A 13,145-nucleotide genomic window follows, 5' to 3' on the forward strand; every position below is an offset into this window, starting at 1 on the left:
GGCCTGTCCGAGCAGCCCTTGACGACGAGGGGATCCGCCGTGACCCACTCCCCGCCGCCCGGCGCGCCCCGGGCCCGTATCCCCGGACCGCAGCAGCCGCCTCCGTCGTCCCCGCGGACACCGGCCGGGCTGTGGAAGCGCTGCCTGGCCGGCGGGCTGCTGCTGTGGGCGCTCACCGCGCTGGTCACGTACGCCACGGAGAGCACCGCCCCGCTGCCGACCCTGATCCTGCTCGGCGGCTTCCTCGTGCCGGTCTCCTTCGTGCTGTGGGCGTACGAGCGGCACGGCCGCGACCTGGGCGTGGGGGTGATCCTGAGCTGTTTCCTGGCCGGCGGCACGCTGGGCGCGCTCGGCGCGTCGGTGATGGAGTACCACCTGCTGCGTCCGTCCCTGTGGATGTTCGTCGGGGCCGCACTCGTCGCGGAGGCCGCGAAGCTCGGCGCGCTGATGTTCGTGCTGCGCCGGCAGACCCGGCTGCGGGGGCTGCGGGCCGGAGTGGTGCTGGGCGCGGCGGTGGGTTTCGGCTTCGCGGCGCCGGAGAGCGCCGCGTACGCCTTCGACGCGGCCGTCTCGACGGACGGTGTCGGCCTCAGGGCGCTGGTGGAGACCGAGATCCTGCGCGGGGTACTCGCTCCCCTCGGGCACGGGCTGTGGACGGCGGTCGCGGGCGGCGTCCTGCTCGAGTACCGCCGCCCCGGCGGGCGCTTCCCGCTCGCCGCGCCCGTCGTCGGCACCTGGGCCGGCGTGGCGCTGCTGCACGCCCTGGGGGACTCCACCCACGGGATCGCGCTCTGGCTGACGGCCCGGCTGACCGCCGCCGGCCCGGCCGGGCGGCTGTTCGCCGAGGGGTACCTGCCGGGGGCGGCCGAGGGCCGGCAGCACCTGTTCGCGTTGTTCTCGGCCGGCGGGCTGGTCCTCGTGACCCTGGCCGGGGCGGCCTGGGTGCGCTCGCTGGCCCGTCAGGACCCTGCTTGGAGAAATACCCCCTAGGGGTATAGTCTGGGATGACAGGGAGACCTCTCTGGTCCCCGTCGGCCCATCCGTCTCCAGGAGGAGAACGACATGACCGCCCAGATCGACACCACGGACTCCGTCACCACCGTCTACACGGTGAGCGGCATGAGCTGCGGCCACTGCGAGGGCGCCGTCTCGGGCGAGATCTCCGAGCTCCCCGGCGTCACCTCGGTCAAGGCGGTCGCCGCCACCGGCGAGGTCACCGTCGTCTCCGCCGCTCCCCTCGACGACGAGGCCGTCCGTGCCGCCGTCGACGAGGCCGGCTTCGAGCTGACCGGCCGGGCCTGACCCGCCCGTCACCACGGCCATGACGAGCAGCACCGCCACCGACGCGCCGATAGCCGCCCCGGCCTCCGAGGTCGAACTGCTCATCGGCGGAATGACCTGTGCCTCCTGCGCCTCCCGTGTGGAGAAGAAGCTCAACCGCATGGACGGCGTCACCGCGACGGTCAACTACGCGACGGAGAAGGCGAAGATCAGCTATCCGGCGGGGACCGAGGTCGCCGACCTGATCGCGACGGTCGTGAAGACGGGATACACGGCCGAGGAACCCGCCCGTGAGGAGCCCCGCGAGGAGTCCGGGACGGCGGACGAGAGCGACCCCGAGCTCTCGGCCCTCCGCCACCGGCTCCTCGTCACCGTCCTGCTCTCCGCGCCGGTCGTCCTGCTCGCGATGGTGCCCTCCCTGCAGTTCGACTCCTGGCAGTGGCTCTCGCTGACGCTCGCCGCGCCCGTCGTCGTCTGGGGCGGAGCCCCCTTCCACCGGGCCGCCTGGACGAACCTGCGGCACGGCAGCGCCACCATGGACACGCTCGTCTCGGTCGGCACGCTGGCCGCGTTCGGCTGGTCGCTGTGGGCGCTGTTCCTCGGTGACGCGGGCATGCCCGGGATGCGGCACCCCTTCGAGTTCACCGTCTCCCGCACGGACGGCGCCTCCACGATCTATCTGGAGGTCGCCGCCGGTGTCACCGCCTTCATCCTGCTGGGCCGCTATCTGGAGGCCCGCTCCAAGCGGAGCGCGGGGGCGGCTCTGCGGGCGCTGATGGAACTGGGCGCCAAGGACGTCGCCGTCCTGCGCGACGGACGGGAGACCCGGATCCCGGCCGACCGGCTGGCGGTCGGGGACCGGTTCGTCGTCCGCCCCGGAGAGAAGATCGCCACCGACGGCACGGTCGTCGAGGGCCTGTCCGCGGTCGACGCGTCCATGCTCACCGGCGAGTCCGTCCCGGTGGACGTCGGACCGGGCAACACCGTCACCGGCGCGACCGTCAACGCCGGCGGGCGGCTCGTCGTCGAGGCCACCCGGGTCGGCGCCGACACCCGGCTCGCGCGCATGGCGCGGCTCGTCGAGGACGCGCAGAACGGCAAGGCCGAGGTGCAAAGGCTCGCCGACCGGATCGCCGGGGTGTTCGTGCCGGTCGTCCTGCTGATCGCGGCGGCCACCTTCGGCGGCTGGCTCGGCGCCACCGGGGACACCGTCGCCGCGTTCACCGCGGCCGTCGCCGTACTGATCATCGCCTGCCCGTGCGCGCTGGGTCTCGCCACGCCGACGGCCCTCCTGGTCGGCACGGGCCGCGGCGCCCAGCTCGGCATCCTCATCAAGGGGCCCGAGGTCCTGGAGTCCACCCGCCGCGTCGACACCGTCGTCCTCGACAAGACGGGCACGGTCACCACCGGCCGGATGACCCTGCAGGACGTGTACGTCGCCGACGGCACGGACGAGGCGGAGCTGCTGCGGCTCGCGGGCGCCCTGGAGCACGCCTCCGAGCATCCGGTGGCGCGGGCGGTGGCCGCGGGCGCGCAGGAACGGACCGGGGAACTGCCGGCGGCCGAACACTTCGAGAACGTGCCGGGGCAGGGCGTGCGGGGGCGCGTGGAGGGGCGCGAGGTGGCCGTCGGGCGGCTCTTCGCCGACCTGCCCGCCGAGCTGGCCCGCGCCAGGGACAAGGCCGAGCGGGACGGTCGTACGGCTGTCGTCGTCGGGTGGGACGGCGCGGCGCGCGGGGTGCTCGCGGTCGCCGACGCGGTCAAGGAGACCAGCGCCGAGGCCGTGCGGGAACTGCGTGCCCTGGGACTCACGCCGGTGCTGCTGACCGGGGACAACCGGGCGGTCGCCGAGGCGGTGGCGGCGGCGGTCGGGATCGACGAGGTGATCGCCGAGGTCATGCCCGAGGACAAGGTCGACGTCGTACGGCGGTTGCAGGCCGAGGGGCGGGTCGTCGCCATGGTCGGGGACGGCGTGAACGACGCGGCCGCACTCGCCACGGCCGACCTGGGGCTGGCCATGGGGACCGGGACGGACGCGGCGATCGAGGCGAGCGATCTGACGCTGGTGCGCGGGGATCTGCGAGTCGCCGCGGACGCCATCCGGCTGTCCCGGCGGACCCTGGCCACGATCAAGGGCAACCTGGTGTGGGCCTTCGGATACAACGTGGCCGCGCTGCCGCTGGCCGCCGCCGGGCTCCTCAACCCGATGATCGCGGGGGCGACGATGGCCTTCTCGTCGGTGTTCGTCGTGACGAACAGTCTCAGGTTGCGCACCTTTGACTGAGACCCCCTGGAGTCCTGCGCGAGCCTCACATAAGCTCTTCACAAGGCTCGCGCATCATCCTTACGCTGGGGCCTCGATCGCCGTATCCGGGCTCTTGCGCATCTAACGGACATATGCAAGAGACACAGATCACAGTGATGTCAACGTAACCACCGAAGGGGTTCGAAGGTCTAAGTTGACGGTGTCGGAAAGCGTCTTGGGGGGCGCGGACCGGCATCTGGGGAATGTCTTGGGGGACTTCCTCAGAGATGCGTTGCCGGGGCACGTACACCGGGAAGCTTTGAGCGGCCCTCCCTGCGTGCGCGTCCCGGCAGATCGCACACAGCGGTAGTACGGCGAGTTCTGCTCGTTCTGCTCAACCGCCCGCACGACAACCGCATATCGACACAGCGAATTCAGGCGCTGTCCTCACAAACGCCCGGCCGGATCCCGTGGGGGGAATCCGCACCGGGACATGGGAAGGCGCCCTGGTCGTCGGCCCGTGGGGGGACTGACGTCAGGGCGCCTTCCGCTTTGTGCCCAGCTTCTCCAGCCGGCTCGGCGCAGCCGACCAAGGGGCGCGGGGAACTGTGCGACCGGCCGCAACGGACCGGCACCAGCCACCCGGCGCCCCACCGGCAGGTGTCAGCGCTCCTCGACCGGAACGAAGTCGCGCAGGACCACGCCCGTGTAGATCTGGCGCGGGCGGCCGATGCGGGAACCCGGCTCCTTGATCATCTCGTGCCACTGGGCGATCCAGCCCGGCAGGCGGCCGAGGGCGAACAGGACCGTGAACATCTCGGTCGGGAAGCCCATGGCCCGGTAGATCAGGCCGGTGTAGAAGTCCACGTTCGGGTAGAGGTTGCGCGAGACGAAGTAGTCGTCGGAGAGCGCGTGCTCCTCCAGCTTCAGGGCGATGTCCAGCAGCTCGTCGGACTTGCCGAGGGCCGAGAGGACGTCGTGCGCCGCCGCCTTGATGATCTTGGCGCGGGGGTCGAAGGACTTGTACACCCGGTGGCCGAAGCCCATCAGGCGGACGCCGTCCTCCTTGTTCTTCACCTTGCGGATGAAGGAGTCCACGTCGCCGCCGTTGGCCTGGATGCCCTCGAGCATCTCCAGGACGGACTGGTTGGCGCCGCCGTGCAGCGGGCCCCACAGGGCGTTGATGCCGGCCGAGATCGAGGCGAACATGTTCGCCTGGGAGGAGCCGACGAGGCGGACCGTGGACGTCGAACAGTTCTGCTCGTGGTCCGCGTGCAGGATGAGCAGCTTGTCGAGCGCGGAGACGACGACCGGGTCGAGCTCGTACTCCTGGGCGGGGACCGAGAAGGTCATGCGCAGGAAGTTCTCGACGTAGCCGAGGTCGTTGCGCGGGTAGACGAACGGGTGACCGATCGACTTCTTGTACGCGTACGCGGCGATCGTCGGGAGCTTGGCGAGCAGCCGGATCGTGGAGAGGTTGCGCTGCTTCTCGTCGAACGGGTTGTGGCTGTCCTGGTAGAAGGTGGACAGCGCCGAGACGACCGACGACAGCATGGCCATCGGGTGGGCGTCGCGCGGGAAGCCCTTGTAGAAGTTCTTGACGTCCTCGTGCAGCAGGGTGTGCTGTGTGATGTCGTTCTTGAAGACGCTCAGCTCGTCGACCGTCGGCAGCTCGCCGTTGATCAGCAGGTAGGCGACCTCGAGGAAGGTCGACCGCTCCGCGAGCTGCTCGATCGGGTAGCCGCGGTACCGGAGGATGCCCTGCTCGCCGTCAAGGTAGGTGATGGCGGATTTATAGGCGGCGGTGTTGCCGTAGCCGCTGTCCAGGGTCACCAGACCGGTCTGGGCGCGGAGCTTCCCGATGTCGAAGCCCTTGTCGCCGACGGTGCTGTCGATCACCGGGTAGGTGTACTCGCCGTCGCCGTACCGCAGTACTACAGAGTTGTCGCTCACGTCATCCCTCACCGACGTTGTGCCTCTTCTTCGAGGTTGCCCTGACTGTCTCTACCATCCCCCATTTGGCGCAGGAGAGTGCACTCGGGGTCGACCATTGGGCTTATCGGCGGCACTCAGTGCCGCCAACTTGCTCATCCTGCCGTCTTCATCACGGTTGGGGAAGTGCTCTGTGACCTTCGTGACTCATTTGATCGATCATTTTTTACGACCCGGCCGGGAACGGGGCGGTCAGCGGCCCGCGAGCCGGAAGTCTAGGGCCGTGCAGCGGCGGCCGGCCGAGACCGTGCGCACCGCCTGACCGATCGCCTTGCGCGAGCCGACGAGGACGACCAACTGCTTGGCGCGGGTGACGGCCGTATACAAAAGGTTCCGCTGGAGCATCATCCATGCTCCCGTGGTGACGGGGATCACCACGGCGGGATATTCACTTCCCTGTGAACGGTGGATGGTCACCGCGTACGCGTGCGCCAGTTCGTCCAGTTCGTCGAACTCGTACGGCACCTCCTCGTCCTCGTCCGTCAGCACCGTGAGGCGCTGGTCCACCGGATCGAGCGAGGTGACCACGCCCACGGTGCCGTTGAAGACACCGTTCTTCCCCTTCTCGTAATTGTTGCGGATCTGGGTGACCTTGTCGCCGACGCGGAAGACCCGACCGCCGAACCGCTTCTCGGGCAGGTCGGGGCGGCCCGGGGTGATGGCCTGCTGGAGCAGCCCGTTGAGCGTGCCGGCCCCGGCCGGGCCGCGGTGCATGGGGGCGAGCACCTGGACGTCGCGGCGCGGGTCGAGGCCGAAGCGGGCGGGGACGCGGCGGGCGGCGACGTCCACGGTGAGCCGGCCGGCCTCCTCCGTGTCGTCCTCGACGAAGAGGAAGAAGTCCTTCATGCCGTCGGTGACCGGATGCTGTCCGGCGTTGATCCGGTGCGCGTTCGTCACCACGCCGGACTGCTGGGCCTGGCGGAACACGCGCGTGAGGCGGACGGCGGGGACCGGGCCGCCGTCGGCGAGCAGATCGCGCAGCACCTCGCCCGCGCCGACGCTGGGGAGCTGGTCGACGTCCCCGACGAAGAGCAGGTGGGCGCCCGGCGGTACGGCCTTCACCAGCTTGTTGGCGAGGAGCAGGTCCAGCATCGAGGCCTCGTCGACGACCACCAGGTCGGCGTCCAGCGGGCGGTCCCGGTCGTAGGCCGCGTCACCGCCGGGCTTGAGCTCCAGCAGCCGGTGGACGGTGGAGGCCTCGGCCCCGGTCAGCTCGGCCAGGCGCTTGGCGGCGCGGCCGGTGGGAGCGGCCAGCACCACCTTGGCCTTCTTGGCGCGGGCCAGCTCCACGATCGAGCGCACCGTGAAGGACTTGCCGCAGCCGGGGCCGCCGGTGAGGACGGCGACCTTCTCGGTGAGCGCGAGCCGGACGGCGGCCTCCTGCTCGGGGGCGAGGTCGGCGCCGGTGCGCTGCCGGAGCCAGCCCAGCGCCTTGTCCCAGGCCACCTCGCGGAAGCCCGGCATCCGGTCCTCCTCGGTGCGCAGCAGGCGCAACACCTGTGCGGAGAGGGACAGTTCGGCGCGGTGGAAGGGGACGAGGTAGACGGCCGTCACGGGGTCCCCGCCGTCCGGGCCGGGGACCTTCTCCCGTACGACGCCGGGGTCCTCGCCCTCCTCCGGGGGCGCCGCGAGTTCGGCGAGGCACTCGATGACCAGGCCCGTGTCGACCTGCAGCAGCTTCACCGCGTCGGCGATCAGCCGCTCCTCGGGCAGATAGCAGTGGCCCTGGTCGGTGGACTGGGACAGCGCGTACTGCAGGCCCGCTTTGACGCGCTCCGGGCTGTCGTGCGGGATGCCGACGGACCGGGCGATCCGGTCGGCGGTGAGGAAGCCGATGCCCCAGACGTCGGCGGCCAGCCGGTAGGGCTGGTTCTTCACGACGGAGATGGAGGCGTCACCGTACTTCTTGTAGATGCGCACGGCGATGGAGGTGGACACCTCGACGGTCTGGAGGAAGAGCATGACCTCCTTGATCGCCTTCTGCTCCTCCCAGGCGTCGGCGATCTTCTTCGTGCGCTTCGGGCCGAGCCCGGGCACCTCGACGAGGCGCTTCGGCTCCTCCTCGATGATCCTCAGGGTGTCGACGCCGAAGTGCTGGGTGATGCGGTCGGCGAAGACCGGGCCGATGCCCTTGACCAGGCCGGATCCCAGGTAGCGGCGGATGCCCTGGACCGTGGCGGGCAGCACCGTCGTGTAGTTCTCGACGGTGAACTGCTTGCCGTACTGGGGGTGGGAGCCCCAGCGGCCCTCCATGCGCAGCGACTCGCCGACCTGGGCGCCGAGCAGCGCGCCGACGACCGTCAGCAGGTCTGAGGCGCCTCTGCCGGTGTCGACGCGGGCGACCGTGTAGCCGTTCTCCTCGTTCGCGTACGTGATGCGTTCGAGCACGCCTTCCAGGGTGGCAAGTCGCCGCTCTCCCGCCTGGGAGGCCCCCGCCTGATCGGTCATGATCCGACGGTACCGCCCGGCACCGACAGAGCCGCCCGGCCGGTCCGGTCGGTCCTGCCGGTGCCGGAGGGTCCGGCGCCGCGATTCCGGGTCAGTTCTCCGTGACCGTCACACAGGTGCCGACCACATAGCCGGTGACGCCGCTCCTGGTGACCTTCACCCAGCGCTTGCTGACGATGTCGCACTTCTCGTACGAGGAGGTGCCGTAGTACATCGTGCAGGACGCCGACGCGCTCTGGCCCCTGTTGAGCTGGGCGAGGGCGGTGCCGCCGGTGCTCGTCGTGGAACGGATGATCACGGTTTCCAGGGCCTTCGCCGTACAGCCGGCCGCGGCCGCCGGAGTGGCGACGACGAACGAGGTCCCGACGAGGGCGGCGGCCCCCAGGGCCGCACCGAGAATCCGATCTGCGCGCATGACGCTCTCCCCTGTTTGTTTGGCGCGGGCATGCCACCCGCACGGTCGGAGGCAGCCTAGATCGCTTCCCCCCGCGATTCATCACGATCCGGTTTCGGCCACTCCGGAGTCTTGATTCACCCCCGTGTAATCGATTCCAATCCTTCCTGGCGCGTGGATGTAATCGATTCCACGCCGTTCATGAACCGAATCCACGAGGAGGTGGAGCGGCGATGGCGAGCATCAAGGACGTCGCTGCCGAGGCGGGGGTCTCCGTCGCCACGGTGTCACGCGTCCTGAACGACCATCCGTCGGTCAGCGAGGACGCACGCACCCGCGTGCTGGCCGCCGTCGAGACGCTGGGCTACCGCCCGAACGCCGTCGCCCGGTCGCTGCGCACCGACCAGACCCGCACCCTCGGCCTGGTCATCAGCGACGTCATGAACCCGTACTTCACCGAGCTGGCCCGCTCCGTGGAGGAGGAGGCCCGCGCGCTCGGCTACAGCGTGATCATCGGCAACGCCGACGAACGGCCCGACCTCCAGGACCACCACGTACGGACCCTGCTGGACCGCCGGATCGACGGCCTGCTCGTCTCCCCCACCGACGGCGGCTCGCCGCTGATGCTCGACGCCGCGCGCGCGGGCACGCCCATGGTGTTCGTCGACCGGTGGATCCCGGGTGTCGACGTGCCGGTGGTGCGCGCCGACGGGCGGGCGGCGATCCGGGACCTCGTCGCGCATCTGCACGGGCTGGGGCACCGCAGGCTCGCCATCATCGCGGGCCCGGCCGCCACCACCACCGGCAGCGAGCGCGTCGAGGCCTTCCGGGCCGCCCTGGCCGAGTACGGCCTTCCCCTGCCCGACGCCTACATCGGCCAGGGCGACTTCCAGGCCGAGAGCGGGCTCCGGGTCACCGACGGCTTCCTCGACCTGCCCGAGCCGCCCGAGGCCGTCTTCGCCGCCGACAACCTGATGGCGCTCGGCGCGCTGGACGCCGTACGCGCGCGTGGCCTGCGGGTGCCCGACGACATCGCGCTGGCCGCGTTCGACGACATCCGCTGGTTCGTGCACACCGATCCGCCGATCACCGCGATCGCCCAGCCCACGGGCGAGCTGGGCCGGGCCGCCGTACGGGCCCTGGTCGACCGCATCGAGGGACGGCCCCCGCAGTCCGTCACCCTCGCCGCCCGTCTCGTCGTACGCCGGTCCTGCGGCGAGTCGCCGGCGTCCTCGCAGTCACCCGCAACGAACAGGAGCCAGACGTGAGCAACGCGGACGAGTTGCTGCGCATCGAAGGCATACGCAAGACCTTCCCCGGGGTGGTCGCGCTCGACGGCGTCGACTTCGACCTGCGCCGGGGCGAGGTGCATGTGCTGCTCGGTGAGAACGGCGCGGGCAAGAGCACCCTCATCAAGATGCTCTCCGGCGCCTACCGCCCCGACGCCGGGCGGATCCTGGCGGGCGGCGAGGAGGTGCGCATCCACGGCGCACAGGACTCCGAGCGCCTCGGGATCGCCACCATCTACCAGGAGTTCAACCTCGTCCCCGATCTGACGGTCGCCGAGAACATCTTCCTCGGGCGGCAGCCACGCCGCTTCGGGATGATCGACCGCAAGAAGATGGAGGCCGACGCGGCCGTCCTGCTGGAGCGGGTCGGGGTGAACGTGTCGCCCCGCGCGCGCGTGCGTGAACTCGGCATCGCGCGGCTGCAGATGGTCGAGATCGCCAAGGCGCTGAGCCTGGACGCGCGTGTGCTGATCATGGACGAGCCGACCGCCGTGCTGACCTCCGAGGAGGTCGACAAGCTCTTCGCCATCGTGCGCAGGCTGCGCGAGGACGGCGTGGGGATCGTCTTCATCACGCACCACCTGGAGGAGATCGCCGCCCTCGGCGACCGGGTCACGGTCATCCGTGACGGCAGGTCGGTGGGCCAGGTCCCCGCTTCCACGCCCGAGGACGAGCTCGTACGCCTCATGGTGGGCCGTTCCATCGAGCAGCAGTACCCGCGCGAGCGCGCCGCCAGGGGCGCCGCCCTGCTGTCCGTCGAGGGGCTCACCCGCGACGGCGTCTTCCACGACGTCAGTTTCGAGGTGCACGCCGGTGAGGTCGTCGGCGTCGCCGGGCTCGTCGGCGCCGGTCGTACGGAGGTCGTCCGGGCGGTCTTCGGGGCGGACCCCTACGACCAGGGGGCCGTGAAGGTCTCCGGCGTCCCCGTCCCCGGGTCCGACGTCAACGCCGCGATGACCGCGGGCATCGGCCTGGTGCCCGAGGACCGCAAGGGTCAGGGGCTGGTGCTCGACCAGTCGGTCGAGGAGAACCTCGGCCTGGTGACCATGCGGGCCGCGACCCGCGGCGGGCTGGTGGACCTGAAGGCCCAGCGCGAGGCGGCCGCCCGGATCGCCGGGCAGCTCGGGGTACGGATGGCCGGACTCCACCAGCACGTGCGCACGCTGTCCGGCGGCAACCAGCAGAAGGTCGTCATCGGCAAGTGGCTGCTCGCCGACACCAAGGTGCTGATCCTCGACGAGCCCACGCGCGGCATCGACGTCGGCGCCAAGGTCGAGATCTACCAGCTCGTCAACGAGCTGACGGCCGCCGGAGCCGCCGTCCTGATGATCTCCAGCGACCTTCCCGAGGTGCTCGGCATGAGCGACCGGGTGCTGGTGATGGCCCAGGGCCGGATCGCCGGTGAACTCCCGGCGGAGGAAGCCACCCAGGACGCGGTGATGGCCCTCGCCGTCAGCACCCCCACCACTCCCACCACCCCTACGACCACTGAAGTGGAGGCCGGCCGTGGCCGCTGACACGCTCAAGAGCACCACGGGCGCCGGTGGCGCCGCGGCGGTCCGCCGTCTGCTCCTCGACAACGGCGCGCTCACCGCGCTGATCGTCCTCGTCGTCGCCATGTCGGCGCTGTCGGGCGACTTCCTGACCACGGACAACCTGCTGAACGTGGGTGTCCAGGCGGCCGTGACCGCCATCCTCGCCTTCGGCGTGACCTTCGTGATCGTCTCGGCGGGCATCGACCTGTCGGTCGGTTCCGTGGCCGCGCTGTCGGCCACCGTGCTGGCGTGGAGCGCCACCCAGCACGGCGTACCGGTCGCCCTGGCCGTGGTCCTCGCCGTCGGCACCGGCATCGCCGCCGGGCTGGTGAACGGTTTCCTCATCGCCTACGGCAAGCTGCCGCCGTTCATCGCGACGCTCGCGATGCTGTCGGTGGCCCGCGGTCTGTCGCTGGTGATCTCCGAGGGCTCCCCGATCGCCTTCCCCGGCTCGGTCTCGCACCTCGGGGACACCCTCGGCGGCTGGCTGCCGGTGCCGGTGCTGGTCATGGTCGTCATGGGGCTCGTCGCGGCGTTCGTGCTCGGCCGGACGTACATCGGCCGCTCGATGTACGCCATCGGCGGCAACGAGGAGGCGGCCCGGCTGTCCGGGCTGCGGGTGAAGAGGCAGAAGCTCGCGATCTACGCCCTGTCCGGTGTGTTCGCGGCCGCCGCCGGCGTCGTGCTCGCCGCCCGGCTGTCCTCCGCGCAGCCGCAGGCCGCCGACGGCTACGAGCTGGACGCGATCGCCGCGGTCGTCATCGGCGGCGCCTCCCTCGCGGGCGGCACGGGCAAGGCCTCGGGCACCCTGGTCGGCGCGCTGATCCTGGCGGTGCTGCGCAACGGGCTCAACCTGCTGAACGTCTCCGCCTTCTGGCAGCAGGTCGTCATCGGTGTCGTCATCGCGCTGGCGGTGCTCCTGGACACGGTCCGCCGCAAGGCCGGGGCGACCCCGGCGGCGGCCGGTGCCGGACTCGGCGGGGGCAAGGGCCGGCAGGCCGCGACGTACGGTCTCGCGGCCGTGGTGACCGTGGCGATCGTCGGCGCGACCTCCTTCCTGCACGGCGGCAGCTCCCCGGCGGCCGACCCGAAGGTCGGCCTCGCCCTGTCCACCCTCAACAACCCGTTCTTCGTGCAGATCCAGGCGGGTGCCAGGGCCGAGGCGAAGAAGCTGGGCGTGGACCTGACGGTCACGGACGCGCAGAACGACGCCTCGCAGCAGGCCAACCAGCTGCAGAACTTCACCAGTTCCGGCTTCGACTCGATCATCGTGAACCCGGTCGACTCGGACGCGGCCGGCAACTCCGTCAAGGCCGCCGGGAAGGCGGAGATCCCGGTCATCGCGGTGGACCGGGGCGTCAACAAGGCCACCGTGGACGCGCTGGTCGCCTCCGACAACGTGGCCGGCGGTGAGCTGGCCGCGAAGACGGTCGCCGAGAAGCTGGGCGGCACCGGCAAGATCGTGATCCTGCAGGGCCAGGCCGGCACCTCCGCCGCCCGGGAGCGGGCGGAAGGTTTCGCCAAGGGACTCAAGGCCTACCCCGGCATCCAGGTGCTGGCCCAGCAGCCCGCCGACTTCGACCGCACCAAGGGCCTCGACGTGATGTCGAACCTGCTCCAGGCCCATCCGGACGTCCAGGGCGTCATCGCCGCCAACGACGAGATGGCGCTCGGCGCGATCAAGGCGCTGGGCGCCAAGGCCGGCAGGTCCGTCCAGGTCGTCGGCTTCGACGGTACCCCCGACGGCCTCACGGCCGTTGAACAGGGCACGCTGTACGCGTCCGTGGCGCAGCAGCCGTCCGAGCTGGGCAGGATCGCCGTGGACAACGCGCTCAGGGCGCTGCAGGGCAAGAAGGTCGAGGAGACGGTGAAGGTGCCGGTGAAGGTGGTCACGAAGGAGAACGTGGCCGGCTTCAGCGGCTGACAACGGCGCGAGAGCGGGCGGTCGCCCCGGCGGGGCC

9 protein-coding genes are annotated in these 13,145 nt (G+C 70.9%); 6 read left to right on the forward strand and 3 right to left on the reverse strand.

The features are described from left to right. Positions 1-39: 39 nt before the first annotated feature. The 3 genes from ACFY2L_RS05690 (at position 40) to ACFY2L_RS05700 (ending at position 3,565) form a co-directional block, all read left to right on the forward strand. Complete coding sequence (locus tag ACFY2L_RS05690) at positions 40-990, forward strand: PrsW family glutamic-type intramembrane protease (protein ID WP_390821568.1); 951 nt, start codon at positions 40-42, stop codon at positions 988-990. A 72-nt stretch (positions 991-1,062) separates the two neighbouring features. Continuing rightward, on the forward strand, positions 1,063-1,302 hold the full coding sequence (locus ACFY2L_RS05695; RefSeq protein WP_390660034.1) for a heavy-metal-associated domain-containing protein: 240 nt from the start codon (positions 1,063-1,065) through the stop codon (positions 1,300-1,302). 19 nt (positions 1,303-1,321) lie between these two features. Continuing rightward, entirely contained in the window at positions 1,322-3,565 is a 2,244-nt protein-coding gene (locus tag ACFY2L_RS05700; protein ID WP_390821569.1) for a heavy metal translocating P-type ATPase, read from the forward strand. A 624-nt stretch (positions 3,566-4,189) separates the two neighbouring features. Here the strand turns inward: ACFY2L_RS05700 and ACFY2L_RS05705 are convergent. The 3 genes from ACFY2L_RS05705 to ACFY2L_RS05715 all read right to left on the reverse strand — a co-directional run bounded on the left by ACFY2L_RS05705 (position 4,190) and on the right by ACFY2L_RS05715 (position 8,381). Further along, entirely contained in the window at positions 4,190-5,479 is a 1,290-nt protein-coding gene (locus ACFY2L_RS05705; RefSeq protein WP_390660036.1) for a citrate synthase, read from the reverse strand. A 231-nt stretch (positions 5,480-5,710) separates the two neighbouring features. After that, positions 5,711-7,966, reverse strand: a complete 2,256-nt coding sequence (locus tag ACFY2L_RS05710; RefSeq protein WP_390660037.1) for an ATP-dependent RecD-like DNA helicase — start codon at positions 7,964-7,966, stop codon at positions 5,711-5,713. A 91-nt stretch (positions 7,967-8,057) separates the two neighbouring features. Beyond that, positions 8,058-8,381 (reverse strand): hypothetical protein, encoded by a 324-nt coding sequence (locus ACFY2L_RS05715; protein WP_390660038.1) that lies wholly within the window; start codon positions 8,379-8,381, stop codon positions 8,058-8,060. 212 nt (positions 8,382-8,593) lie between these two features. On the opposite strand from ACFY2L_RS05715, the gene ACFY2L_RS05720 reads away from it, so the two are divergent. The 3 genes from ACFY2L_RS05720 to ACFY2L_RS05730 are packed head-to-tail and all read left to right on the forward strand — an operon-like array spanning position 8,594 to position 13,108. Then, entirely contained in the window at positions 8,594-9,628 is a 1,035-nt protein-coding gene (locus tag ACFY2L_RS05720) for a LacI family DNA-binding transcriptional regulator (RefSeq protein ID WP_390660039.1), read from the forward strand. Further along, a complete protein-coding gene (locus ACFY2L_RS05725) occupies positions 9,625-11,166 on the forward strand; it encodes a sugar ABC transporter ATP-binding protein (RefSeq protein ID WP_390821570.1) in 1,542 nt (513 codons plus the stop codon). The genes ACFY2L_RS05720 and ACFY2L_RS05725 overlap by 4 nt, the downstream gene beginning before the upstream one ends. After that, positions 11,156-13,108 carry a substrate-binding domain-containing protein gene (locus ACFY2L_RS05730; RefSeq protein ID WP_390821571.1) on the forward strand — a complete coding sequence of 651 codons (1,953 nt, stop codon included), beginning with the start codon at positions 11,156-11,158 and terminating at the stop codon, positions 13,106-13,108. Before ACFY2L_RS05725 ends, ACFY2L_RS05730 begins: the two co-directional genes overlap by 11 nt. Positions 13,109-13,145: the final 37 nt, after the last annotated feature.

It is taken from the genome of Streptomyces sp. NPDC001381, from assembly GCF_042895685.1.
Classification (GTDB): Bacteria; Actinomycetota; Actinomycetes; order Streptomycetales; family Streptomycetaceae; genus Streptomyces.